The organism is Streptomyces hoynatensis, assembly GCF_003626535.1.
GTDB classification, from domain to species: domain Bacteria; phylum Actinomycetota; class Actinomycetes; order Streptomycetales; family Streptomycetaceae; genus Streptomyces; species Streptomyces hoynatensis.
Genome location: NZ_RBAL01000004.1, coordinates 379288 through 404561 on the forward strand (window position 1 = coordinate 379288; position 25274 = coordinate 404561).

22 protein-coding genes and 2 pseudogenes are annotated in these 25274 nt (G+C 74.6%); 18 read left to right on the forward strand and 6 right to left on the reverse strand.

The annotated features are described in order from the left end of the window. Positions 1–120: 120 nt before the first annotated feature. The 6 genes from D7294_RS31865 (at position 121) to D7294_RS09730 (ending at position 6670) form a co-directional block, all read left to right on the forward strand. Positions 121–267 carry a hypothetical protein gene (locus D7294_RS31865; protein ID WP_158674596.1) on the forward strand — a complete coding sequence of 49 codons (147 nt, stop codon included), beginning with the start codon at positions 121–123 and terminating at the stop codon, positions 265–267. A gap of 275 nt (positions 268–542) precedes the next feature. Further along, on the forward strand, positions 543–1634 hold the full coding sequence (locus tag D7294_RS09710; RefSeq protein ID WP_147450803.1) for a hypothetical protein: 1092 nt from the start codon (positions 543–545) through the stop codon (positions 1632–1634). Between the two features lie 114 nt (positions 1635–1748). Next, complete coding sequence (locus tag D7294_RS09715; protein ID WP_120677657.1) at positions 1749–3143, forward strand: SagB/ThcOx family dehydrogenase; 1395 nt, start codon at positions 1749–1751, stop codon at positions 3141–3143. A gap of 166 nt (positions 3144–3309) precedes the next feature. Next, positions 3310–5136 (forward strand): PIG-L family deacetylase, encoded by a 1827-nt coding sequence (locus D7294_RS09720; RefSeq protein ID WP_120677659.1) that lies wholly within the window; start codon positions 3310–3312, stop codon positions 5134–5136. A 136-nt stretch (positions 5137–5272) separates the two neighbouring features. Then, entirely contained in the window at positions 5273–5539 is a 267-nt protein-coding gene (locus D7294_RS09725) for a hypothetical protein (RefSeq protein ID WP_120677661.1), read from the forward strand. A gap of 168 nt (positions 5540–5707) precedes the next feature. After that, positions 5708–6670 carry a WGR domain-containing protein gene (locus D7294_RS09730; protein ID WP_120677663.1) on the forward strand — a complete coding sequence of 321 codons (963 nt, stop codon included), beginning with the start codon at positions 5708–5710 and terminating at the stop codon, positions 6668–6670. Between the two features lie 89 nt (positions 6671–6759). Here D7294_RS09730 and D7294_RS09735 read toward each other — a convergent pair whose 3' ends face one another. After that, on the reverse strand, positions 6760–7605 hold the full coding sequence (locus D7294_RS09735) for a GNAT family N-acetyltransferase (protein ID WP_120677665.1): 846 nt from the start codon (positions 7603–7605) through the stop codon (positions 6760–6762). A 474-nt stretch (positions 7606–8079) separates the two neighbouring features. Between D7294_RS09735 and D7294_RS09740 the strand changes: the two genes are divergently transcribed. Continuing rightward, positions 8080–9456, forward strand: coding sequence for a cellulose binding domain-containing protein (locus tag D7294_RS09740; protein WP_120677667.1), 1377 nt, complete (start codon positions 8080–8082; stop codon positions 9454–9456). A gap of 252 nt (positions 9457–9708) precedes the next feature. Here D7294_RS09740 and D7294_RS09745 read toward each other — a convergent pair whose 3' ends face one another. After that, a complete protein-coding gene (locus D7294_RS09745; protein ID WP_120677669.1) occupies positions 9709–10896 on the reverse strand; it encodes a cellulose-binding domain-containing protein in 1188 nt (395 codons plus the stop codon). 293 nt (positions 10897–11189) lie between these two features. Between D7294_RS09745 and D7294_RS09750 the strand changes: the two genes are divergently transcribed. Both D7294_RS09750 and D7294_RS09755 read left to right on the forward strand, forming a co-directional pair. After that, positions 11190–11609 (forward strand): tautomerase family protein, encoded by a 420-nt coding sequence (locus tag D7294_RS09750; RefSeq protein ID WP_120677671.1) that lies wholly within the window; start codon positions 11190–11192, stop codon positions 11607–11609. 65 nt (positions 11610–11674) lie between these two features. After that, positions 11675–12106: a cupin domain-containing protein gene (locus D7294_RS09755; RefSeq protein ID WP_120677673.1), complete on the forward strand. Its 432-nt coding sequence runs from the start codon at positions 11675–11677 to the stop codon at positions 12104–12106. 125 nt (positions 12107–12231) lie between these two features. Here the strand turns inward: D7294_RS09755 and D7294_RS09760 are convergent, their stop codons facing one another. Then, positions 12232–12426, reverse strand: coding sequence for a DUF2795 domain-containing protein (locus tag D7294_RS09760; RefSeq protein ID WP_120677675.1), 195 nt, complete (start codon positions 12424–12426; stop codon positions 12232–12234). Positions 12427–13011: 585 nt separating this feature from the next. Here D7294_RS09760 and D7294_RS09765 point away from each other — a divergent pair. From D7294_RS09765 to D7294_RS09780, 4 genes and pseudogenes are all read left to right on the forward strand, one after another. Then, complete coding sequence (locus D7294_RS09765; RefSeq protein WP_120677677.1) at positions 13012–13470, forward strand: MarR family winged helix-turn-helix transcriptional regulator; 459 nt, start codon at positions 13012–13014, stop codon at positions 13468–13470. Between the two features lie 198 nt (positions 13471–13668). Then, the gene (locus D7294_RS09770; RefSeq protein WP_120677678.1) at positions 13669–14631 is read left to right on the forward strand and encodes a quinone oxidoreductase family protein; all 963 of its coding nucleotides are present in this window, start codon (positions 13669–13671) and stop codon (positions 14629–14631) included. Positions 14632–14778: 147 nt separating this feature from the next. Further along, positions 14779–15549: pseudogene (locus tag D7294_RS09775) on the forward strand (IS481 family transposase); the annotation flags it as partial. 62 nt (positions 15550–15611) lie between these two features. After that, a complete protein-coding gene (locus D7294_RS09780) occupies positions 15612–16355 on the forward strand; it encodes a VOC family protein (protein ID WP_120677680.1) in 744 nt (247 codons plus the stop codon). Positions 16356–16551: 196 nt separating this feature from the next. On the opposite strand, the pseudogene D7294_RS33065 reads toward D7294_RS09780, so the two are convergent. Together D7294_RS33065 and D7294_RS09790 are read right to left on the reverse strand one after the other, a co-directional pair. Beyond that, positions 16552–16770: pseudogene (locus D7294_RS33065) on the reverse strand (alpha/beta fold hydrolase); the annotation flags it as partial. 202 nt (positions 16771–16972) lie between these two features. Further along, complete coding sequence (locus D7294_RS09790) at positions 16973–17437, reverse strand: MarR family winged helix-turn-helix transcriptional regulator (protein ID WP_158674597.1); 465 nt, start codon at positions 17435–17437, stop codon at positions 16973–16975. Between the two features lie 594 nt (positions 17438–18031). On the opposite strand from D7294_RS09790, the gene D7294_RS09795 reads away from it, so the two are divergent. From D7294_RS09795 to D7294_RS09815, 5 genes are all read left to right on the forward strand, one after another. Continuing rightward, positions 18032–18301 (forward strand): ferredoxin, encoded by a 270-nt coding sequence (locus D7294_RS09795; RefSeq protein WP_338325632.1) that lies wholly within the window; start codon positions 18032–18034, stop codon positions 18299–18301. Positions 18302–18374: 73 nt separating this feature from the next. Next, on the forward strand, positions 18375–19586 hold the full coding sequence (locus D7294_RS09800) for a cytochrome P450 (RefSeq protein WP_120677684.1): 1212 nt from the start codon (positions 18375–18377) through the stop codon (positions 19584–19586). A gap of 235 nt (positions 19587–19821) precedes the next feature. Then, positions 19822–20382, forward strand: coding sequence for a 2Fe-2S iron-sulfur cluster-binding protein (locus D7294_RS09805; protein WP_120677686.1), 561 nt, complete (start codon positions 19822–19824; stop codon positions 20380–20382). Beyond that, positions 20379–21365 carry an FAD binding domain-containing protein gene (locus D7294_RS09810; protein WP_120677688.1) on the forward strand — a complete coding sequence of 329 codons (987 nt, stop codon included), beginning with the start codon at positions 20379–20381 and terminating at the stop codon, positions 21363–21365. The genes D7294_RS09805 and D7294_RS09810 overlap by 4 nt, the downstream gene beginning before the upstream one ends. Further along, on the forward strand, positions 21362–23482 hold the full coding sequence (locus tag D7294_RS09815) for a xanthine dehydrogenase family protein molybdopterin-binding subunit (RefSeq protein ID WP_241562229.1): 2121 nt from the start codon (positions 21362–21364) through the stop codon (positions 23480–23482). The genes D7294_RS09810 and D7294_RS09815 overlap by 4 nt, the downstream gene beginning before the upstream one ends. Positions 23483–23771: 289 nt before the next feature. Here D7294_RS09815 and D7294_RS31870 read toward each other — a convergent pair whose 3' ends face one another. Continuing rightward, positions 23772–24371 (reverse strand): TetR/AcrR family transcriptional regulator, encoded by a 600-nt coding sequence (locus tag D7294_RS31870; protein WP_158674598.1) that lies wholly within the window; start codon positions 24369–24371, stop codon positions 23772–23774. Between the last annotated feature and the right edge of the window lie 903 nt (positions 24372–25274).

Here is a 25274-nt window from a genome sequence, read left to right on the forward strand (position 1 = left end):
CGTACATCGTGAATTCTGACCCGGATATCGGGATCGCGTCGCAGGCACTCATTGCGATCAACGCAATTGCAACCGTTTCAAAAGACACCGAGTTCGTCTGTGCGAAGAAAGGGGAGCCCCATGAGCGAAAGCGAAGCGCCCGAGCCCACCCAGGAGGAGCTCGACGCCGGCCAGGCCGAGGTCGAGGAGGCCGACGTCGAGGGCCACTCCATCAGCGAGGAGCTTGAGGTCGACGCTCCGGTCCTGGACGTCAACTTCGGCTGCTGACCCGGGACTTCGCGGGGGCTCCGAGGGGGGCCCACGAGCCCGGGGAGGCCGGGGAGCCCGGTGAACGCCGGCCGGCGCGCGGGCGCACCACCCGCGCACGCGCCCAACTCCGCGGCGCGGCGGCCCGCGAGCGCAGGCGCCGGTCCCGGACACCCCGGAACAGCACGAGAGATCCAGCGCGACAGACGGTCATGCGGCGGCACCTCGGCCGCCGCATGATCCAGGGCCGGGCGGCACGGGCCCGGCGGCCCGCCGACGAGGGAAGGGACGCGCTCTTGACCGGCACGATGACCAGGCGCGAGGCGCCACTCGGCTTCCTCTCCGACGTCCAGCGCCCGCCCGCCATGGGCGCCGCCGCGCTGCGCGAGGCCGCCGCCCTCCTCGCCGGGAGCCGGCCGCAGGACCTGTTCCGCGCCTGCAACCTGCTCGCCCTCGTCCACTTCAGGACCGGGTCGGCCCACCGCGCCCGCCGGCTGTGCCTCGACCAGATCGCCTGCGCCCTCGCCCACCGCGGCCGCCCCCGATGGCCGCGCCTGGCCGCCCTCGCATTGCAGCCGCAGATCAACCTGATCCGCCTCAAGGGCTACGCCCCCGACCGCGTCGACGAGGCCCTGCGCGACCTGGCCGCCCTGGAACCCCTGACCTTCGGGCGCGGCGTCCGGCTGCCCGACCTGTCCTTCGGCGAGGACACCGCCCGGCAACTGACCGAGTCCGCCGGCCTCGACCTCGACCTCGTGCGCAACGTCCTGGTCCACGACACCTGCGGCATCCTGTGGCGCCACCGCCTGGACGACCGGCTGCTCGCCGAGGCCGCGCGCCTGGCCGCCCTGTGGCCGGAGAGCCCCGCGCACACGCGGGTGCAGCACGCCGCCGAGGCCCCCTGGCTGGTCGACGCCCTGGCCCGGCCCGAGGTTCCCGCAACCGCCCTGGACGGGGCGCGGAACGCGGCCGGCCGGCTGGCGTACGTGCGGCTGCTGCACGTGGCCGACCACGCCGCCCAGGCGGGCCAACGGGACCGCGCCACGCGGCTGGTGGAGACGCTGTCGGCCAACCGCGCGGCGCTGGCCGGCCCCTTCGCCTCCCCGCTCACCCCGCTGCGCTGGCTCGGCTCCCTCGCCCGCACCGCCGAGCGCCTGCAGCGGCCCGACCTGGCCCACGGCCTGCTGCGCGAACTCGCCGGCCGACCGGAACTCCCCGCCGACCGCGCCCTCCACCGGCTGGTGCGCCAGGGCCTCGGCGACCGCGAGCCCCCACGGACCCCGGACGGCGCGGCGGCCCCGCCCGGGGGCGCGGCGGCCCCGCCCACCGTCGAGGAGCTGACCGAGGAGGCGGAAGACCGGCTCGCGGCCCTCGCCGCCGCCCGCTGAACCCCCCCTTCCCCACGGGGCGGGTGAACGGGTTCCCCACGGGGCGCGTGAACGGGCGCGGGCACGGACCGGCGCAGGTGCCGGCGGGCCAGGAGACGGCGGAAAGGGAGGGACATGGCGGAGATCGCCGGCAAGGGCACCACGCACGACCAGCCGAACGAGCCGCGGAACGACCGGGGGAACGACCGGGGGAACGACCGGGTGGACGGCCCGGGAGACGCGCTCCGGAACGGCCGGGTGGACCAGCCGCCGGACGAACTGCCGGACGAACTGCCGGACGAGCGGACCGGCTACGGGGCCGGCGCCGGGTCCTGGGGCGCGGCGGCCGGAGGCGCCGACGCACCGGCGCCGCAGACGCCCGCCCAAGCACCGGAAGGAGAGCCGCTGTTCGCGGTGGACCCGCTGGTCGTCGAGTCCTGGGGCGGCGCCCTCGTCGTGTCGAGTCCGCGGCTGCGCAGGCGGCTGCGGGTCCAGCCCTGGGTCGCCCAGCTGCTGCTCGCCGCCAGGACCGGGCTTCTTCCCGGCGAGTGGGAGGGCGAGGCGGGGCGCCGCGAGGCGGTGCGCACCCTGGCCGAGGCCGGGTTCCTGGTGCGGGAGAAGGAACCGGCCGGCGAGGCGGAACCGCCCTGGGACGACTGGGGCGTGACGGCCTGGAGCCTGCACAACCGCACCCGCGACACGCCGTTCGTCGGCGCCCGCGGGGACGATCCCGAGCGGCTGCGCAGGACCCGCGAGGCCATCACCTCGCGCCCGCGGCCCTCCAGCGTGCGGCGGGCCGCCACCGACCGCATCCTGCTCCTGCCCCGGGTGCGGACGCCGCTGAGCACGCCCTACCGCGAGGTGCTCGAGGCGCGGCGCACCCACCGGGACTTCGAGGAGCGGGAGATCGGCCTCGACCTCTTCTCCGACATGCTGCACTACTGCTTCGCCCCGCTGCGCTTCGCGGACGCGGGGGAGATGGGCGTGCTCCAGCTGCGGGCCCCCGCCTCGGGCGGCGCGCGGCACGAGACCGAGGCCTTCGTCTTCCCGCTCGCCGTCCGCGGGGTGCGGCCCGGCCTCTACCACTACGACAACATCAGGCACGGCCTCGTGCCCCTCGCCGCCCCGGGCCCGGACTCGCCGGGCGACGCGGCGGATCCGGAGACGCTGCGGGCCCGGCTCGAACGCCTCACCCACGGCCAGGGCTTCTTCCGGCACGCGGCCTTCGGCGTGCTCACGGCGGCGGTGGCGCGCCGCATGTCGTGGAAATACCGGCACCCGCGCACCTACAAGCTGCTGCTGCAGAACGTCGGCCACGTCGCCCAGGTCTTCTCCATGACCGCGACCGCCCTCGGCCTCGGCGCCGCGATCACCGGCGCCATCCGCGACAGCGAGGCCGACGCGCTGCTCGGCCTCGACCAGCCGGGGGAGTTCACCACCTTCGCCCTGGCCTGCGGGGTGCCGCGGCTCGGCGCCGACGGGCTCCCGCTGTCGATCCGCACCCCGCGCGAGGCGCCGGAACGCTGGTGAGCCGGCACGACGGGCCGTTCGCACGACTTCGGGATGACGGCGTGTCACCGAGCGGGGGACGGGAGGTTCACACGGGAGAGGGATGGCGAGACGAGTGCGCGCCTGACGACTCTGTGTAGTCGAAGGGGGGCTTCGGGCCCGCGGACACACGGAGGGGGAAGCGCACATGGACAAGCACACGCCGACGAGGCCGGGCCCGCCGCGGGCCCGTGGCCGGCGCCGGGCCGCGCTCGCCGCGGCGGCCCTCGCAGGGCTGCTGTGCACCGGCCCCGCCGCACCCCAGGGCCTGGCCGAGGGCCCGCCCGACCTGGACGTGCTGTTCGTCGGCGCCCACCCGGACGACGAGTACCAGAGCCTGGCCACCTTCGGGCAGTGGGGGGACCAGGGCCTGGCCACCGGCGTGGTGACGATCACGCGGGGTGAGGGCGGCGGGAGCGCCACCGGCGCCGAGGAGGGGGCGCGGCTCGGCGCCGTCCGCGAGGCAGAGGAGCGGCTGGCCGTCGCGCACGCCGGCATCGACGCCGTCTTCCCGCTGGGCCGCCCCGACTTCTGGTACACGCTGTCCGCGCCCCTGACCGCCGCGGTCTGGGACGAGCGCGCCACCCTCTTCCGCCTGGTCCGGCTGATCCGCGCCACCACCCCGGACACCCTGGTCACGATGGACCCGCGGCCCTTCGCCCAGCACGGCGGCCACCAGGAGGCGGCCAGGCTGGCGATCGCCGCCTTCCGGCTGGCCGCCGACCCCGCCGCCTTCGGCGGACGGCTCGCCGCCGAGGGCCACCGCCCCTGGCGCGTCTCCCGGCTCCTTACGCAGCACTGGACCTTCGAGGGGCCGCGCGGGCCCGGCTGCGCCGCCCACCACGGCAAGGACCCGCACACCGGGCTGCCCGTCACCGGCTTCTGGACCGGCGCCCCGGCCCCCCGCCACGGCACCACCTGGGCGCAGGCGGAGCGCGAGGCGGCCCGCGAGTACGCCACGCAGGGCTTCGCCTCCCTCCCGCCGACCGTCACCACCGACCCCGGGCACCTGCCCTGCGAGTGGTTCACCGTGCTCGCCGAGGGCGGAGAGCCGATCCGCGCGCCGGTGCGCGAGCAGCCCCACCTCCTGCCCGCCTACGCGGAGTTCCGGGACTGGGCGGTCCGCGCCGGCCTGCCCTGGCTGGCCAACGAGGCGCAGCCCGCGTACCCGGCAGGCCCCTCCGCCCCGGTGCCCGAGTCCACCGCACCGCCCCTGACCGACGGGGCCGAGTCACCCGGCGAGTACCCGGGCCCGGCCCTGCCGCTCGCCCACTGGGAGGGCGAGCGCTGCGCCACGGCGGCCGACTGCGCCGCCACCGCCCGGCTCGCCTGGCACGGCGACGCCCTCCACGCCCTGGTCCGCGTCGCCGACGAGGCGCGCGGCGCCGCCCTCGACGCCGCCACGGACTGCAAGCGGCACTGGCGCACCGACGCCGTCGAGCTCGCCCTCGACCCGCGGGGCACCGCCCGGGACACCTCCACCACCTTCAAACTGGGCGTCCTGCCCTTCACCGCACGGGGCGCGCCCTGCGCGGCCCGCGACGCCGACCAGTGGCAGGGCCCCGCCGCCCTCACGGCCCCCGGCACCCGCGTCGCCGCCCGGTTCGGCCCGCACGCCGGGCCGAGCGGCCTCCCCGGCTACGCGGTCGAGATCCGCGTCCCCTTCGCCAACCTTCCGGCCGCCGCCGACCCCGCCCACTTCCGGCTCAACATCCTCGTCTACGACTCCGACACCGCCGACAGGACCGGTCAGACCCGGCTGGCCTGGTCGCCCTTCGGCAGCGCCCAGGCCGACCCCCTGGCCTGGGGACACGCCCCCCTCACCGGCTACCTCCCACCACCCGGCCGCCCGGAGACGCCGGCACCCCCGCGGATTCCCGCCGCGGCCACAGGCAGCCGGGACTCACCGGCCTCCGCGGGCCAGGGGCGGCGCACGGCCGCGCCCCCGGCCGGCGGCCCCCGCCTGCCCCGGTAGCGGGAGCGGCCCGGGGCGAGGGCAGGCGCCCGGCCGGAAGCCCGGCCGGGCGCCGCGCCCCGGCCCCGGAAACGACTGGCTGCGGCAGGGGATGCTGTGAAAGACGGGCCGGCTGAAGCTGAGGAATTTCTCGCTGATGCGCGCCGTGCCGGAGTGGGTCCGGCAACACGACCCGCAGACCGGCCAGTCGACCGACCGGAAGACCCGCCTGCGGGATCACTGCTACAAGGAAGCCCGGGTGACGGGCCTGAAGCTCCTGTCCTGGCTGACCGCGAAGCCGGAAGACCAGGCCGGGGCCGGAAGGGCGGCCGGGACCGCCCCCGTCTTGTCCTGCGGGCGGTTCGGCCAGGACGAGGACGGGTTCGTCGACCGCTGGGGGCCGAACGAGGAGGCGTGTTCCTAGTGCTGTGACCGCATGGGTGCGCCGGTAACACCTGGCCGCGCTGAGGTCGATCCGCGCGGGCGTCCTGACCGGCGGCGAAGGCGAGAGCTGCCTCCTGGCGATCGAGCGATAGGGTCACCCGCATGCGGTCCTGGCGCAGGCAGAGGGCCAGACGGTCGGGGAGGCCGAGTGACCGGATGGCGGCGGTTCGAGCGGCAAGAGGCCACGCTCGAATACTGGGAGATCCGCCAGGAAGGAATCCGCTGCTTCCTCAGGTGGGGCTCCGACCGAACACCGGGCAAGGCGAGCACGTCGATTCTCGACGACGAGGAGCAGGCGCAACGCCACGCAGCACGCAAGATCAACGACCGCCTCCGCAAGGGCTTCACCGAGGTCGACCCGCCCCGCGACCCGGCGGAAACCGAGGCAGAGACACCGGTCCTGGACGTCCTCACCAGGGCCACCGGCCCCCACGCCCCACGACCCCGGTACCTGCCGGTCGACGACTTCGACGAGGTCTACAGCCGTGCCCACACGCCCGGTCATCCGAGGGGCTTCCACGAGTACTACGTACTGCGCGACCACGGGCGCAGCGCGATCCGCTTCACCGTCCGAGCCGGCAGCCACCAGGCCGGCGTCGTCGCTCCCTTCCTGGAGTTCCTCTGTTCCAGGCGTGATCTGGCCTTCGACGGCCGGTCCCACCACAAGGTGACCCTGCCGGGCCCGGTGGGGTCTTTCGGCCACGCGCTGCTCTGTTCGCCGGCACTGGGACGGGCGTGCGCCGCCTACCCGGCCGTGGCGGCTCGTGTGGCAACGGCCTTTCCCATTTACCACTGCGAGATCGGGGACGAGGACCCGGAGGTGCTGGTCGACGCCCGTATCCACGGTCACGCCGCGCTGCCCTACGGCGACTGGGACCGATCGCCGCAGCCCGTGGTGGACCTGCGCTTCGACGTCCAGCCGTCGCCCTACCGACGCACGCAGGCGTTCAAGGCCTACCGGTCCGCCGACCTCAAGAAGCTCATGGACGTGCTGCCGCAGGCATCGCCGCAGAGTTGGGTGGAAGTGCGGTCCTTCCGAGGCGAAACCACACGTCTTGAACCCGGCAGGATCCCGCCCTTCGCCGACTTGCTGTCCTTCCTGGTCAACTGAGACACAGGGGCCCGGTCCACCCCGTCTGCCTCGGCCCCCGATGCCTGCCGAAGGTCGGTCCACGCCGGTGAACCTTCCAGGTCACGGCACTAGCCGAGTTCGAGGGTGGTCGTGGCGAAGATCCCGTACACGTCGATCTCGGGCACCTGGCCGGTGTACATCCGGGCACACTCGAAGGTCGGCACCAGGCCGAGGCGTTCGACGAGGCCCACGGCCGCCGGGTTGACGTCCGGCACGTCCAGGACCACGGCCGTGCCGGGCGCCCGGGCGGCGATCCCGTTCAGCAGGGCGAGCCCCACCTCGGGCGAGGCCGCGTACAGCGGCCCCACCCGCACCCCCGCCGCGGCCGGGCGGGAGACGGCGAGGCCCGCGAGTTCGCCGTTCCTGATCGCCACGAGCGACACATGCGCGGACAGCCCGAGCCACAGGGAGAGGAAGGCGTTCCGCTCCGCGGGGAAGAAGCGGCGGTCGTAGGCGGCCAGCCGGCCGAAGGGCACCGAGCGGCCGTCGGCCAGCGCGATGTCGGCCGGGGCGGGCTCGCCCGAGGGCACACCCTCGTACCGCACGTGGTTCCAGGCGCGGCGAAATCCGGACCTGCGGTAGTTCTCCTGCTGGGCCACCACCCCATCCAGGCCGATGTTCCGCTCGCCCAGGCGCCGCACCGCGGCCTGCCAGATCCGCAGCCCATAGCCCCGGCCGCGCAGGGCGGGCCGGACCAGGTAGAAGCCGAGGAAGCCGTAGTCCTCGCCGTAGCGCACCGCCGAGAGGGAGGCCACCGGTTCCCCGCCCAGCCGGCCGAGCAGGAAGCCGCCCGGGTCGGCGGCGTGAAAGGGAAGGAGGTCGCTGCCGCCGGGGTTCCAGCCCTCGGCCCGCGCCCATTCGCGGAACCTCGGCAGCTCCCCGATGCCCGCCTCGCCGATCGTGTACTCCTCCATGGCCCCTCCGCACCGTGAGAACCGCCTCGCCGCCTCCGGCCGTTCGGCGGGCGCGTGCGAGCCACCGAGGCCACAGGCTAGGGCGGCCCGGCACCCCGGCCGTGCCCCCGGAGCCCCCCGCCCGTGCCCCCGGAGCCCGGGCCGACGGCGGGCCGGGCCCGGCCCGCGGCCCGGGCCCCTTCCCGCGCCGGTCCCGGGCGGGCCGCCCCGGCTCCGGCGCACCGCGGAGCGCCGCTGGGGAACGCCGGAACGAGGGGGAGTGGTCCGCCGCAGAGGTTGACGCGGGAGACCGCAGTGGGACGATGGGAGCGCTCCCACTGCTCACCGGCTGCCGGCCACCGCCGCGCACCCGCCCCTGTCCCGCCGCCTCGCGACCCTCCCGGGCCGCCACAGGCCGCCCCGGCGCCCGCCCGCCGTCGGGCCCCTTCCCCGCTCCTTCCTTTCCTTCTTCCCTCCCTCCCATGGAGCCGCCTCATGAGACACCTCGCTCAATCCCCGGGTCAGGCCCGGAGGTTCTGGGCGGTCGCGGCCGTGCTCTTCGCCGCCGCCCTGCTGTGCGTGGCCGCGTTGCCGCCCGCCTCCTCGGCCGCCCCCGCCTCGCCGGGCGGCGCGGCGGTCGCCGCCGCGCCCCAGGAGGAATTCGTCGGGAACGCCACCCACTTCGACGGCCTCGGCTCGCCCTACGGCGGTTGCGGCATCCCCCAGTCCGAGCTGGAGACGCAGGACTTCGTCGCCCTCAACGTCTTCGACACCCCCGGCGACTACACGATGTACTCCCGGCCCGTCCCGCCGGAGCAGGCCGGCATCATCGGCGCCTGGGACAACGGCCACAACTGCGGCCGGTGGGTGCAGGTCACCATCGGCGACTACTGCACCGGGGTCAACGACGGCGCGGCCGGGCAGGCGTTCTGCCGCAACGGTTCCTGGGTCGAGGACGCCTACAACGGCGCGACGCTCACCATGCTGGTCGCCGACAGTTGCGCCGATCCCAACGCCTGGTGCCGCGACGACCCCCACCACCTCGACCTGGCCACCGCCTCGCTCAGCCGCTTCACACGGAACGGCGCACCGGTCACCGGGCTGGCGGACCACTGGAACAACCGCCAGGTTTCCTGGAGTTACGTCCCCGCCCCGAACTACTCGGGCGACATCCGCATCGGCTTCGTCCAGGGCGCCCAGCGCTACTGGCCGGCCATCGCGGTCTCCCACCTGCCCAACGGGGTGCACGCCGTCGAGTACCTCGCGGACGGCGCCTGGCACGAGGCGTCCGCCAACAGCGACCTCGGCCAGACGGCCATTCTCGAACCCACCGAGGAGGGCGGCACCGACTACACCATCCGCGTGCGCGACGCCGACGACGCCTACCTCTTCGACGGGAGGACCTACCACTTCTCCCTCCCGGCCTCCTGCTCCGCCACCTGCTCGCAGGCCTACACTCCCGCCACCTACACCACGCAGGACGGCACCGAGCCTCCCACCGACCCCACCGACCCCCCGGCCGATCCCACGGACCCGCCCACCGATCCCACCGACCCGCCGGTCACCCCGGCCACCCAGTGCACCGCCGGCTGGGAGATCACCGGTTCCTGGTCCCAGGGCTTCCAGGTCGACGTGACCGTGCGGAACTCGGGCACCGAGCGGATCGCGGGCTGGGCCGTCGGCCTCGACCTGCCCGCGGGTACGCGCATCACCAACGTCTGGAACGCGGCCGTCGACTCCGGCGCCGCCGCCACCACCGTCCGCAACGTCTCCTACAACGGCTCCCTCGCGCCCGGCTCCTCCACCGGCTGGGGCATGACCCTGGAGGGCACGGACCAGGACCTGGGCACGCCGACCTGCACGGTCACCTGAGCCACCGGCCCCGCCCCGGCGGCACGTGTCCGGCCCACCGCACGGGCGGGCCGGACACGGCGGCTCCGGATTCCCGGATCACTCAGGACCGGGCCACCGGAGCCGAGTCCCTCGGGACCGGATCACCAGAACCGAGTTCCTCGGGACCGGATCACCAGAACCGAGTTCCTCGGGACCGGGTCACCAGAACCCAGTTCCTCGGGACCGGGTCACCGAAGCCGAGTCCCTCGGGACCGGATCGCTGAGGACGGCTCAGCAGCCGATCGGGGAGGAGCCGACGGCGACGTCGTCGAACCACAGCGTGTCGTCGCCGCTCGCGTAGCTCTCCCAGCCCAGGCGCAGGCCGGTCGGGCGGGGCGGCGTGGTGCGGCTCAGCCACTGCTGGTCGATGTCCATCGTCGGCACCCCGTCGGAGTGCAGCCCGGGCACCTGCTCGTCGTTCAGCCAGGTGTCCAGGTTGGGCGCGCTGGTGTCGATGGCGAACCGCAGGCACTGCCAACTGCCCGTCGGCAGCGGCTCGCTCTGCGCGACCCCCGCCGGGCTCTGGGCGGGGAGGGTGGCGTCGTCGGTCTCGCGGTTCCACTGCAGGGCGCCGTTCTGGCCGCCGATGCGCAGCGCCCGGCCGCCCTGCGAGGCGTCGGGCATGGACACGAAGGCCACGTGGGAGGTGGGCAGCGCGGTGGTGTGCCGCACCCACATCCGCAGGTACATGACGGGCCCGACGGAGGACAGGTCCTCGGTGGTGGCGACGAACATGTGGTTGCAGTAGCCCGCCTTGCCGTCCACGCGCAGCGACCTGCTGCCGCTGTGGGCGACGGCGGTGTCGACCGCCGCGGCCCCGGTGCCCTGGCAGTCGGGGGCGCTGATCTGCCAGTCACCCGAGGGGGTGCTGCCCGTCTGGTCCTCGAAGCCGGAGCAGAGGGCGGCGCTTCCGCAGTCGGCCGGAGGATCGGTGGGCGGGTCGGTGGGGTCGGTGGGCGGGTCCGTCGGATCGGTCGGCGGGTCGGTCGGGGTGCCGACCTGGCCGTCGCAGGTGACGCCGTTGAGCAGGAACTCGCCTGGCGTGGGGTTCGCGGACTGCCAGGTGCCCTGCATGCCGAAGTCCACCGAGGCGCCGGTGCCGAGGCTGCTGTTGTAGCTCTCGCCGACGGCCACGACCTCGGAGCCGGTCTGGGTGACCCGGGCGTTCCAGGCGGAGGTGACCCGCTGGTCGCCCGCGTAGGTCCACTCCAGCTGCCAGGAGGAAAGCGGATCACCGAGGTTGGTCACGTGCACGGCCGCGGTGTAGCCGCCCTGCCACTGGTTGACCGTGTACTCGACGGAACAGCCGGCCGTCGCGCCGCTGGCGGGCAGCGCCGCGAGCGCGGGCGCGATCAGGATGACGGCGAGGACGGCCCACAGCCAGGGCCGGGCTCTCAGACGGGGGAGGGCGATGCGCACGGAAGGCTCCTTCTGCGTGTACCGGATGTGAAGGTGGGAGCGCTCCCATGAAATATGGGTGTGTGACTGTGTACTGTCAATGCTTCCGGTGTGGGCCTCCGCGGCTCCCGGCCGGAACCCCGCCGCCGCTTCCCGGCGGACCCCCGGCCCGAACCGTCCGCCGGGTGCCCGCCGGGCGGGCGGCTCTGTACCTACTAGTATGTACGATCTCGGTGGGTGCGCCCTCGGCCGCGAGGGGCGGTGCCTGGGCGCGCCCGAACGAGGACGAGTTCGCGAGACGAGGAGTTCACCGCATGCCTTTTGTGCGTATCGACGCGTGGGGTACGGAAGCCGGCCGGCTGGATGCGCTCGGGCGGGCCGTGCAGGATGCCGTGGGGGAGACGCTCGGCTGCCCACCGGAGGACCGCTTCCAGGTGCTGACCGGCCACGACGGCAGCGCAAGCAGCCTGCGCTGGGGCGACTACTTCGGCATCCCGCGCGACGAGGGGATCGTCTACGTCGCGATCACCATGCGCTCCGGCCGCACGGACGACCGGAAACGGGCCCTGTACCGGCGCATCGCCGAACTCGCCGAGCGGTACGCGGGCACGGAGCCGCGGAACGTCTTCGTCACCGTGACGGAGAACGCGTCGATCGACTGGTCGCTCGGCTACGGCGAGGCCCAGTACGCCCCGTCTCCTGCGCCCGACTCCCCGTCGCCCGGCGCCTCTTGACAGGCCGTGGCGGGCCCGGTCGGATGCCTTGACGCTCCGTTCGCAGTTCACTTCGGGAGGTACTGATGCGCAACGTCCGCCGGGCCGCCGTGACAGGCGCGGCCGTCCTCGGCCTGTCGCTGTTCGCCGGAAACGCCGAGGCGACGCCGGGCAGCGGCGTCGAGGCCGTCACCCTCGCCGGCACGACGGTGGACGGGCGGGACTACGTGCTGCGGGAGATCACGGTCCAGCCGGGCGGGGGGACGGGGTGGCACTTCCACGACGGAACGCTGTACGCCTACGTCCGGCAGGGGAACCTCAGCCACTTCGACGCCTCCTGCGCCTCGGACGGCGAGTACGCCGCGGGCGCCACCTTCGTCGAGCCGAGCGGTGCCGACCACGTGCACATCGGCCGCAACCTCGGGGACCGGCCGCTCGTGCTCGACGTCCTCTACGTGCTTCCCGCGGGCAGCCCGCTGTCGGAGGACGCCCCGAACCCCGGCTGCCCCTTCGAGTGACCCCCGGCCCGGCGCCTTCCGGGTGCCGCGCACGGCGGCGGCCCGCGACCGTGGGTCGCGGGCCGCCGCCACGACGCTCCTCGCGCGCCTCCCGTCTCCGGGGGCGCGCGCGGCGCCCTTGTGCACTACCGCCCGCGGAAGATCGCCTTGCTCACCTTGTCCGGGCCGTCGAACCGCTGCTCCTTCAGGTGGGACAGCCGGTTGACGAGGGCGTCGTCCGCCTTGTTCGCACGGGCCTGCTCGACGAGGTCGTTCTTCTTGGCGGGGTAGTCCATCCCGCTCAGCGCCTTCTGCAGCGCGATGGGGTTGACCTCGGCCATGGGATGCTCCCTTCCCTTCGGGTACGCGGGCGCGCGCCCCGGGGTGCGGCCGGAACGCCACGCGCTCGGGCATGCATACGCGCCGCGGGTACCCGGCCGACCCACGGCAAAACAGCGCGCGGAACGCCTCGCGGCGGGTCCGGCCGGCACGGCGCGGGCGGGGGCGTGGTCCCGGCGGGGGCGTGGTCCGGGCGGCGGCGTGGCGCCCGGGTCCGGCCGGCGCGGCGCGGGCGCGGGGGGCCGGGGCGGGCGTGCCGCCGGGCGCTGCCGGAAGCGGCGTTGCCCTCGCCGGCCGCCTCGTTGCGCTGCCGTGGACGGGGGCCGCCCCTTCCCGGACCGTCACCCCCCGTGGGCACCGGTCCCCGGCTCGGAAACCCGGGTGTGGTCGCCGGACGGTCGGCCTAGGTGTTCTGTCCACGGAGGTTGGTGACACCTGGTCGATCGGGCGCCCCGACGAAACGGCTATGTCGCTCGGACCGTCGTGAGAGCTGGGCGGATGCGTCGATCCACCGACTTCACGACGAGAATCGCGCCGGTCTCACTGCAAGGTAGTTTGTGACGCGCACTAATCGGTACAGTGGTCGCATGACCAGCACGCGACCGGCGGCAGACGCGGTCGACATCCTTCCCGCGAACGCCCAAGTTGACGCCCTCGTTCAGCTGTCGTTCCGTGTGCACCAGATCCTCGGAAAGATCGGCGCTGAGCAGGACCTGTCCGTGGTGCAGATCCGGATGTTGGGTGTGCTGCGCGACCGCGAGCCGAGCATGCTCGCCCTGGCCGGCCACCTCGGGCTGGACAAGTCGTCGACCACCGGGCTCGTCTCCCGCGCGGAGAAGCGCGGCCTTGTCCAGCGAGCCCGGGACCCTCATGACAGGCGGTCCGTCACCGTCAGCCTCACCGCCCACGGCCGCGCCCTCGTCAATGCTTGCGCGCGCGACGTCGAGCGGGAGATCAACGGGCTCGTCGCCCCGCTGCCGGACCACGCCCGCCGGCAGCTCGTGCGTCACATTTCCGAGATCCTCGCCCCTCCCGGCGACGGCTGACCACCCCGCGACCTGCCGTGTGGGACGACCGCACGTTGGCCCGTTCGGCGTCCAGCGCATAACGCAAGGACCAGGCAAAACACCTATTTGACTTAGTGCGTGCCACAAACTATCTTCGGAATTAGTTTGCGGCACGTACCAAATGGCGTGCCGGGCCCGTTACCGGCTCACATGCCGGCCCTCAGAGGGGAGACGCGCATGCACGCGGCCGTTGTCCGATCCTTCGATGCTCCGCCCCGTTTCGAGACGTTCCCCACCCCCTCCCCACAGGGAGAGCACGAGATCCTCGTCGACGTCGTGGCCGCCGGACTGCACCCGCGTGTCCGGTCCGCAGCCAACGGCTCTCACTACACCTCCGGCGGCTCACTGCCCATGGTCCCCGGCATCGATGCCGTGGGCCGCACCAGCGACGGGGAGCTGCTGTACTTCGTCGCCTCCGACGGCGCCGTGGGCACCATGGCCGAGCAGGCCGTCGTCGACCGGCGGCGCGCCATCACCCTGCCCGCGGACACCGATCCCATCGCGGTCGCGGCGGCGATGAACCCCGGCATGTCCTCCTGGGTGGCCCTGCGCAGCCGACTGAACTTCCAGCCCGGAGCCAGCGTGCTCGTCCTGGGCGCCACCGGCAACGCCGGACGCCTCGCCGTGCAGATCGCCAAACTCCTGGGCGCCGAACGCGTCGTGGGGGCGGGCCGCTCGCCCGAGCGCCTGCAACTCCTCAAGGACCTCGGGGCCGACGCAGTGGTCCCCCTCAACGGCAGTGACCAGGAGATCGCGAACACGCTCGCCCGCGAAGCTGCAGACGTCGACGTCGTCATCGACTACCTGTGGGGCCAACCCACCGAACAGGCCATCCCGGCGATCCTCAAGGCCCGCACCGACCGATCAAAGGCGCTGCACTGGGTCCAGATCGGCTCCATGGCCGGCCAGGACATCAGCCTGCCCTCCGCGTTCCTGCGCGCAGGCAACCTCAACCTTCTCGGCAGCGGTCAGGGATCCGTCGGCACCCACGCCATCCTGGCCGAACTGCCCGCGCTCGCCCATGAAATCAGCACCGGCGCGCTAACCGGCGAGTCGGTGGCCATGCCACTGCGTCAGGTGCACGAAGCCTGGGGCATGCACATCTCGCCCAGCCAGCGCATCGTCCTGACCAACAACTGAGGCCCACCTCCATACACGCCCCCAAAGTTGCAAACCGCCGTCGCCCAAAGTCACGCAAACGCGGACGGCGCCCACCTCGCGGCCGGGTGCACGAGACACCACTCGTGACCCGGCCGTCGTCATCCCTCGATCCGGAAAGACCTACGCCGCCCACATCACAGCCCGCGTCGCACGCCGACCCGGACCGAGAGGCGCCTCATCAAAATCCGTGTACTGCGTCGCTGGGGCCCAGCTCGCATCGCCTACCTGCTTGGGCTCAGCCCTTCCACCGTGCACCGCATACTCAGCCGCTACCACATCGCCCGACCGTCGCATCTGGACCGAGCCACAGGCCGCGTCATACGACGCTACGAGCACGCCGCACCGGGCGGCTTGGTACATGTCGACATCAAGAAGCCCGGCAATATACCCAACGGAGGTGGTCACCAGGTACTGGGAGGTCAGGCCGGCCGCAAGAACCGGATCGGCGGGGGCTACAGCTACCTCCATAACGCCGTAGACGATCATTCCCGCCTGGCCTACAGCGAGATACTCGCCGACGAGAAGAAGGAAACCGCCGCCGCGTTCTGGAGCCGGGCTCAGAACTTCTTCGCCGAAGCCGGTATCACCGTCCAGCGCGTCCTTACCGACAACGGCTCCTGCTATCGCTCGCGAACCTGGGCCAACGCGCTGGCCGAGGCAGGGATCACCCACAAGCGCACTCGCCCATACCGCCCACAGACCAACGAGAAGGTCGAACGCTTCAATCGCACCCTCCTCAACGAATGGGCCTATGCCAGGCCCTGTCTCAGCGAGCAAGAACGCCGAGACGCATACCCCGCATGGCTACACCACTACAATCATCACCGGAGACACACCGCCCTCAAGGGGCTGCCACCCGCCAGCCGTGTCCCCAACCTCTCTGGTCAGTACACCTAGGCTGCCCTCGGGGGAAGACGTTGCGGCGTATCGGCCGCCCCCGGAGGGGAGACGCACCGGAGATGACCAGTCGGCTGTTTGCGATCTGCTTCCACGCGATCCGGCCCGCGGACCTGGCGCGGTTCTGGTCGGGACTGCTGGGCTGGGAGCCGGCCGAAGGCCCGGGGGGCGACCTCGCGATCCTGCCCCCGGACGCCACCGGGTTCCGCATCCGTTTCCTGCCGAGCCGGGAGCCGAAGAGCGGCCGCAACCGGGCGCACTTCGACCTGACGAGCGCCTCCCCCGAGGATCAGCGCCGGACGGTGGCCAGGGCCCTCGAACTCGGCGGGAAACACATCGACGTCGGCCAGCGACCGGAGGAGGGGCACGTGGTGCTCGCCGATCCGGAAGGCAACGAGTTCTGCGTCATCGAGGCGGGCAACGAGTTCCTCGCGGGCACGGGCCTCATCGGGGCGCTGGCCTGCGACGGTACGCAGGAGGTCGGTTACTTCTGGAGCAAGGCGCTGCGCTGGCCGCTGGTCTGGGACCAGGATCAGGAGACCGCGATCCAATCGCCGCACGGCGGCACGAAGATCACGTGGGGCGGCCCTCCGGTGGCGCCGAAGCAGGGCGTGAACAGGGTGTACCTCGAACTGGCGCTTCCCGCCGGCGCCGAGGCGGAGGCGGAGGCCGACCGCCTGGTCGCGCTCGGCGCGACGCGCCCCCGCACCGGCGGGGGCGAGGACGGCCGGATGCTGCTGCTCGATCCCGACGGCAACGAGTTCTCCGTACTTGGCCCCCCGCACCACCCGCCGCGGGACCGATAGCCAGGCGTTGCCGGGCCGACCGCCGGGCGCCCCGGCGCGCGCCCGCCCACCCGGAACGCACCGCCGAACCGCCTTGGTGGCCCGGCCGGTTCAGCCCCGGAGGGTGGCGAGTCAGCCGGTCAGCAGGCGGTTGACCTCCTCGGGCCGCTCCTGCTGGACCCAGTGGCCGCAGCCGGCCAGGAGGTGGGCGGCCGACAGGCCGGGCAGGGCGGCCGCCACCGCGCACGTCGATCGCCACCGCCCGGCGGCCGGCCGCGGCGGGGGCCGGGAGCCGGCGGCGCCAGGAGTACCAGGACTCGGGGAAGCCGTGCACGAGCAGGACCAGCGGGCCGGTGCCCTGCTCGACCAGGTGCAGGCGCCCGGCAGGGGCCTCGACGGTGCGGTGGCGGAACTCGGCGGTCGGCTCCGGCCGCATGGGCTGCTCCTCGGTGTGCGGCGGACGCGCGCTGCCCCTCGATCATCCGGCGCGGCGCCCACCCGACGCGATCAGCCTTGCCGGTCTGGCATAGGCGCAGGCCGGACGGGGGGAGCGTCCGTGGGGGGATGGCCGCCCGGGAAGGCACACTCGCAAGTCGCCACTCCGCCAGGGAGGTTGCCGTGTGGGACCCCGGCCTTGCTCAGGGCTCGCGGAAGGCGGCGACCACCCGGTCGATCACGGTCGCCGTCGTGTGCAGGTCCTCGGGGGCCACGCCCTCCACGGCGCGCGCCAGCCGTTCCCTGCCGATCGCCTCGAAGCGGGCCAGAGCTTCCCGGCCATCTTTCGTGGCCGAGGCCCGGCGGACCCTGCGGTCTCCCGCCTCCGCGCTGACCTCCACCAGTCCCCGCGCCTCCAGGTTGCGCACCTCACGCGTCACATGAGGCGCCTGCACGCGCAGCAGTTCCGCAAGCCGGCCTATGCGCACCGGCGCGGGCTCCCGCGCGAGGACGCGTAACAGGGCGAGGGAGGCGCGGTCCAGGGCGATGTCCACCTCGGCCCGCAACTGGAGGTGGGTGCGGTGCCCCGCCATCAGCCAGGAGAGGGCGGACAGGGATCGGTACAGCTCACCGAGCGCGGCGGGCTCGGGAGTCTCGGAGTGCTCCACAGGGGGATGATGCCGTACCCCGCCTTCCCCGGCCCCCGTTCCGGCGCCGTCGGGTACGCCGGCGGGCCCGGCGCCGGGCCGCGGCCCCCGCCGCGTGCCCGGCATGGCCGGAAAGGGGCGGAAGGCCGTGCCAAGGGCCCAAGGCCCCATGCCGGTTCGGGTAATCGCGGTGCTACCTTGCGTAGCGCGAGGTTACTTTCGTTAAGTAATCAAGCCGGGACTGCGCGCGGCCGGGCGGGAGCCCGTGCCGGGTTGCGGGCCGGCGAGGCCCGCGAGAGGCCGGCGGGCGCAACGGGGGTGACCCCCACGGCCGCCCACCGGCGCGAGGGAGGCCGCCGGCGCGCCCGAGGCGGCGGCGAGGCGGAAGGAACGGACACGAGAGGCGCACAGGCAGTGGAGATGCACGAGACGCAAGGGTTGCGAGAGACCCGGGAAACCCACGAGAGCCAGGCAGGCCCCGAGGCTCGGGAGGCACGGCACCGAGAGGCGGCAGCCGCGGTGGAACGGCCGGAAGGAGCGCACGAGCCACACGAGTTGCACGAGTTGCACGAGCCGCGAGTGCCCCGAGTGCCCCGAGTGCCCCGAGTGCCCCGAGTGCCGGGAGAGGCGCCGGAGCCGGGAAAGGAGCCGGGGCTGCCCGGCGCTCCGGGGGCGCGCGCGGAGGGAGCCGCGCTGCGGATCGTCGCGGACCGCGACCTGTGCTGCGGCTCGGGGCAGTGCGCGCTCGTCGCCCCCGGGGTGTTCGACCAGGACGACGCGGACGGCACCGTCCTCGTCCTGAAGCCTCGGCCCGGCCCAGAGCGCCGGGCCGAGGTCGAGGAGGCGGTGGAGATCTGCCCCTCGGGAGCCATCCGGCTGGCCTGACGGCCGCCCGGCCCTTGCCCATCCGGACGCCCGCGCCCCGGGCGTTCCCCACCGGAAGGACGGCAAGCACGAGATGACCGAGACCCCGACCGCCCCCCTCTACCCGCCGCGCCGGGCCCGAAGCTGCCCCTTCGACCCGCCGCCGGAGATCGCGCGCCAGGCCGCGACCGCGCGGCTGAGCCGCGTGCGCCTGTGGAACGGATCGACCGCCTGGCTGGTGACGCGGCACGCCGACCAGGTCGCCCTGCTGCGGGACCCGCGGATCAGCGCGGACAGCAGGCACCCCGGATTCCCCTACGTCAGCCCCGCCGGGGCGGTGACCCGGCGCGAGAACCGGACGTTCATCTCCATGGACGAGCCGGAACACCTCGACCAGCGGCGGCGGTTCACCGCCGACTTCTCCGTGCGCCGCACCCGCGAGCTGCGCCCGGCCATCGAGCGGCTCGTCGCGCGCCTGCTCGACGACATGGCCGAGGCCGGCCCGCCCGCCGACCTCGTCAGGGCGTTCGCGCTGCCGCTGCCCTCCCTGGTGATCTGCGAACTCCTCGGCGTCCCCTACGCCGACCACGCCTTCTTCCAGCGCCTCAGTTCCGTGCTGGTGGACACCACCTCGGGCGCCGAGGCCGCGGTCGCCGCCTCGCGGGAGCTCGGCGAGTACCTCGGCGACCTGGTCGAGGCCAAACTCGCCCGGCCCGGCGACGACCTGCTCAGCCACCTCGCCCGGGACTACCTGGCCACCGGCCGCAGCACCCGCCGGGAGTGCGTGAACCAGGCCAGGCTGCTGCTGGTGGCGGGGCACGAGACCACGGCCAACATGATCGCCCTGGGCACCTGCCTGCTGCTGCGGCACCCGGAGCAGCTGGCGGTGGTGCGCGAGGGCACCCCGGAGCAGGTGGAGAACGCCGTCGAGGAGCTGCTGCGCTACCTCAACGTCGTGCACCTGGGCAGGCGCCGCGTGGCCACCGCGGACATCGAGATCGCGGGCGAGGTCATCAGGGCGGGGGAGGCCGTGATCCTCCCCGGCGAGACGGCCAACCGCGATCCCGGGGTGTTCCCCGAGCCCGACCGGCTGGACCTCGGGCGCCGGGCCCGCCGCCACCTGGCGTTCGGCTCGGGCCCCCACCAGTGCCTCGGGCAGAACCTCGCCCGCCTGGAACTCCAGCTCGCCTACCCGGCCTTGCTGCGCCGCTTCCCCGGCCTGCGGCTGGAGCGGCCGCTGGAGGAGATGCGGTTCCGCGAGGACATGGTGATCTACGGGGTGCACGAACTGCCCGTCGCCTGGTGACGGCCTGGTGACGGCCGGGTGCCGGCCGCCCGGCCGGCCGCGGCGCGGCACTCGCGCCGGGAGGCGTTCACCCGGGCGGCCGGTGTCCCTGGCCGGCCCCGGCCGGACGGCGCACCGGCGGCCTGGCGCACCGGCCCACCGGCGGTTCGGCGTCCCGGCGGCCCGGCGTTCCCGCGCCGGCCCCGGGGCGCCGCTCCGGAATGCGGCTTTCCTGGGCGAATGGGACGATGCGCGTATGGCTACCGGCGCGTTCACCAGCGACCTCACGCTGCGCATCAACGGATCGGACCACGCCCTCACCCTGGACCACCGCGTCACCCTGCTCGACGCGCTGCGCGAGCACCTCGGGCTCACCGGCACCAAGAAGGGCTGCGACCACGGCCAGTGCGGCGCCTGCACGGTGCTGCTCGACGGCGAACGCGTCAACAGCTGCCTGCTGCTGGCCGCCTCGGCCGCCGGCGCCGAGATCACCACCATCGAGGGCGTGGCCGCGCTCGGCGGCGAGGACGGGCTGCACCCCCTGCAACGCGCGTTCATCGAGCACGACGGCTTCCAGTGCGGCTACTGCACGCCGGGGCAGATCTGCTCGGCCCTCGGCGCCCTGGCCGAGGCCGCACGCGGCTGGCCCAGCCACGTCACCGCCGACGTCGCCGCGGGAACGGACGCGCCCGCCGCGCTCGACGCCGACGAGGTCCGCGAGCGGATGAGCGGCAACCTCTGCCGCTGCGGCGCCTACGCCGGCATCGTGGACGCCGTCCTGCAGGCGGCAGGCGAGACGGCGGGGAGCGGCCGATGAAGCCCTTCGGCTACGCCCGTCCCGCCACCCCGCACGAGGCCGCGACCCTGCTCGCCGAGCGGCCGGGGGCCACCGCGCTGGCCGGCGGCACCAACCTCGTCGACCTCATGAAGCTCGGCGTGGCCACCCCCGCGATGCTCGTCGACCTCAACGACCTGCCCTACGGCCGCATCGAACACCGGCCGAGCGGCGGGGCGTTCCTCGGCGCGACCGTCCGCAACAGCGCGCTGGCCGGAGACCAGGGCATCAGGCGACGCTTCCCCCTCCTCGCCCAGGCCGTGCTGGCCGGCGCCTCGGGCCAGCTGCGCGCCCGGGCCACCACCGCAGGCAACCTCCTCCAGCGCACCCGCTGCGTGTACTTCCAGGACGTCGGCAAGCCCTGCAACAAGCGCAGCCCGGGCAGCGGTTGCGCGGCGATCGAGGGCAGCCACCGCGACCTCGCGGTGCTCGGCACCTCGGACGCCTGCGTGGCCGGCCACCCCTCGGACATGGCGGTGGCGCTGGCCGCCCTGGACGCGACGGTGCGGCTGCACAGCGGCGTGCACCTGCCGCTCGACGACTTCTACGTGCTGCCGGGGGAGCGGCCCGACCGGGAGACGGTGCTGCGGCCGGGGGACCTCGTCGAGGGCGTGGAACTGCCCCCGCCGCCCAGGGGGGCGGTCATGCGCTATGAGAAGGTGCGCGACCGCAGGTCCTACGCGTTCGCCCTGGTCTCGGTGGCGGCGGTGGTGGCCACCGAGCCGGACGGCAGGCTGCGGGAGGTGCGCCTGGCCCTGGGACAGGTCGCCCCCAGGCCCTGGCGCGCGCGGCGGGCCGAGGACGCGCTGCGCGGGCGGCGGCCCACCGCGGAGTCGGTGCGCGCCGCCGCGCGGGAGGAGTTCGCGGCGGCCAGGCCGCTGCCGGGCAACGCCTTCAAGGTGGACCTGGCCGTCGACCTGCTCACCAGCGTCGTCCTCGGCCTCGCCGGAGCGGAGGAGACGTGACGCGGATCGAGCGGCCGGCGGGGGTGGCCGGGGCTGACCTGCCCCGCATCGAGGCCCGCGAGAAGGTGACGGGCGCCGCCCGCTACGCCGCCGAGTACCGGCTGCCGGGCATGACGTACGCCTGGGTGGTGCCCGCCGCCGTGCCGCGCGGCCTGGTGCGGGCCGTGGACGCCACCGCCGCCCTGGCCACGCCCGGGGTCCTGGCGGTGCTCTCCCACGACGGCGGCGGCCGCAACGCGGCCCCGCGGCTGCGGCCCCAGGCGCCCGAACTCGCCCTGTTGCAGGGCCCGGAGATCGCCTACCGCGGGCAGCCCGTCGCCATGGTGGTGGCCGAAACGCCCGAGGGCGCCCGCGAGGCCGCCGCCGCCGTCGAGGTGCGCTACCAGCCCGAGCCGCACCACGTCCTGCTGAGCCGGGACGAGCCGGACAGCTACGTGCCCGACACGGTCAACGCCGGCTACCCGGGCACCGTCGAGACCGGCGACGTGGACGCGGCCCTGGCCCAGTCACCCGTCGTCGTCGACGTCACCTACACCACGCCGCCCCAGCACGCCGCCCCGATGGAACCGCATTCGGCCACCGCCGCCTGGGAGGGCGGCACGCTCACCGTGTACCACAGCGACCAGGCGCCCTGGCGCACCGCGGTGACGCTGGCCGAACTCTTCGGCGTGCCCACCGAGGACGTCCACGTCATCGCCGACCACGTGGGCGGCGGCTTCGGCTCCAAGGCGATGGTCAGGCCGCCCACCGTGCTCGCCGCGCTCGCCGCGAGGGCGGTGGGGCGCCCGGTGCGGCTCGCGGTCACCAGGCAGCAGATGTTCACGCTCGTCTCCTACCGGACGCCGACGGTGCAGCGGCTGCGCCTGGGCGCAGGACGGGACGGCCGCCTGCGGGCGGTCTGGCACGAGGCGCTCCAGCAGAGCTCCCGGCTGACGGAGTACTGCGAGCAGACCGTCACCCCCACCCGCGTGATGTACGCGACGCCCAGCCTGCGCACCGTGCACCGGCTGGCGCGGCTGGATGTCCCCACGCCCTCCTGGATGCGCGCCCCCGGCAAGACGCCCGGCATGTTCGCCCTGGAGTGTGCGATGGACGAACTCGCCCACGCCCTGCGGATGGACCCGGTGGAACTGCGGCTGCGCAACGAGCCGGACCTGGAGCCGGGCAGCGGAACGCCGTTCAGCAGCCGGAACCTGACCGGCTGCCTGCGCGAGGGCGCCGCCAGGTTCGGCTGGGCGGACCGCGACCCGGCGCCGGGGCCGCACCGGGCGGGCCGGTGGCTGCGCGGCACCGGGGTCGCCGCCGCGATGTACCCCGGCTACCTGCGGCCCTGCACCGCCACGGCCAGGGCCGAGCCCGGCGGGCGGTTCACCGTCCGGGTGGCGGGCGTGGACATCGGCACGGGGGCCCGCACGGCGCTGACGCAGCTGGCCGCCGAGGCGCTGGGCGTGCCCCCGGACGGGGTCACGGTCGAGATCGGCCACAGCGCCTACGGGCCGGCCCCCGCCGCGGGCGGCTCCGCCGGGCTGGCCTCCTGGGGCACGGCGGTGCACAGGGCCTGCCGCGCCCTGCTCGGCCGGCTCGCCGCGGCGGGGGGCGAGGTGCCCGAGGGCGGGATCGAGGAGCGGGCCGGCACCGGCGAGGACATCGAGTCCAGGCCCGAGTTGTCCCGGCACTCCTACGGGGCGCAGTTCGCCGAGGTCGCCGTGCACGCCGTCACGGGGGAGGTGCGCCTGGAGCGGATGCTCGGCGTTTTCGCCGCGGGACGGATCGTCAACCCGCGGACGGCGCGCTCCCAGTTGCTCGGCGGAATGTGCATGGGGCTGTCGGGGGCGCTGCACGAGGGGCTCGAAGTGGACCCGCGCGACGGGGACTTCGCCAACCACGACCTGGCCACGTACCACGTCGCCTCGCACGCGGACTTCCGCGGCGCCGAGGTGGTGCTGCTTGAGGACGAGGACCCGGGGCTGAACGAGATCGGGGTCAAGGGCATCGGCGAACTCGGCATCGTGGGCGCCGCGGCCGCGGTCGCCAACGCGGTGCACCACGCGACCGGCGTGCGGGTGCGCGACCTGCCGATCCACCCCGAGGACCTGCGCACTCCCGCCGGAGGCTGAGGCGGGCCCGGGACGGGAGGGGGACACGGCCCCGGGGGCGGGGACGCGGAGAAGGGCCGGGGCGGAGGCGAAGCAGGGGCGAAGGAGGGGGGATGGGGCCCGGAGGGGAGGGGGCCGGAGGAGGGGGAGGGGGTCCGGAGGAGAGGGGAGGGGCCCGGTGGGGAGGCGGGCTCCGGGCGGGACGGCGAGCCGTCGATCCGGCCGGGGGCGGCCGGCCCCGAGGCGGCCTCGGGCGGGCGGGATCGCGCCGGGTGGCGCCGGTGGCCGGGCGGACGCGCGCCGGGTCGCGTCAGGCGCGGGGGGCCTGGGGGCGCAGGCCGTCGAGGAGGACCGTGAGGAACGCCTCGTAGAGCGTCTGCGCGGCGGGCCCCGCGTCCGCCCCCGCGCGCGCCACCGCGGAGGTCGCCTCGCCGACCATCGTCATCACCGCCTCCGCCGCTATGTCCGTGCGGATCGCGCCCTGTTCCCGCGCCCTGGCCACGAGGCCGTCCTCGACCTCCCGCAGGGCCGCCCGCTGCTCGCCGGTCGCCGGCAGGTCGAGCCCGCGCAGCTGCTCGCCGACCCGCAGGTGGGCGGACTGGAAGGCCATCGTCTCGGCGAGGAAGCCACGCAGCGCCCGCTCCGCGTCCGGCTCCTCCAGCGCCTGCCTGCCCCGCCGCACCAGCGGGCCGAGCAGGTCGGAGACGGCCGCGTCGAGCAGCGCGTCCTTGCTGCCGAAGCTGCGGACCACCGTCGCGGCCCCCACGCCGGCCTCCCGGGCGATGGCCTCGACCGTCACCGCGCCGTCCGCCCGGGCGAGCAGCGCCTTGGCCGCGTCGAGCACCAGCCGCCGGTTGCGCACGGCGTCGGCGCGGCGGCGTGGATCACGTCTCCCCGTGGGGCTTGACATGTGGAACGCGCCTTCCATATCGTTAAGTGAAACGAGTGTTTCACTTGGCTCTTCGGTCAGCCTATGAGAGCAGGGGGACCCATGCAAGCACGATCCACGGCCGCGGTGGCGAGCCCGGCGGCGGCCCGCGCCGCGGGGCGCGCGGGGGAAAGCGCCGCGGGCCGAAGCGAGTACGCGTCGGGGACCAGGGGGAAGGGGGCCGGCCGATGAGGGGGCGGGTGCTGATCGCCGGGGCCGGCATCGCCGGCCTGGCCCTGGCCTTCCGGTCGGCAGGCCACGGCTTCCGCCCGGCGATCGCCGGGCGCCCCCCGGGCCCCGCCCGGGGGGAGACGGGGCGGCCGTCCGCGCGCGGGCGATCGAGGCGGGCGCGCGGACGGGGCTCATGGGGCTCGTGGGGAGCGTCGGGCGCAGGGCCGCCGAGGCCGCCGGGACGGCCCTCGTGGAGGGGAGTCCGAAGGGGCGCGTCTCCCTTTCCGGTGACGCCCGCCCGGCGCCTCGGGCCCGGCCGGGAGCGGCCCGGGCCCCCGGAGGTGGTGCCGAGCGTCCTGGCCAGTCCGTCGACGTCGAGTTCCTCGCCGAGGTGCTCCTCGACGAGAGCGACAAGCTGGTTGAGTGCCGGGATCACGGGGCCTCCTTCCGGCGGCCACCCTGGCAGGAGGCGCACCGCCCCCACCCGACCGTCGCGGTCCGATGCGATCAGGCGGCACGGCCGGCGCGAAGCCGGCGCCCGCCCACCCCGCCGGGCAGGCACCCGCCACACCCCACACATCGACAGGGCAACAAGTCGACAGAGAAAGGAGATCCGCGCGACGCCCCCGGCGGGCCGGCCCGGCACCGCGCGCACCAGGACCTGCCCTGGCGGCGCATCCCTCCCCGCGACCTCGCCCGTGATCACCTCCGCAC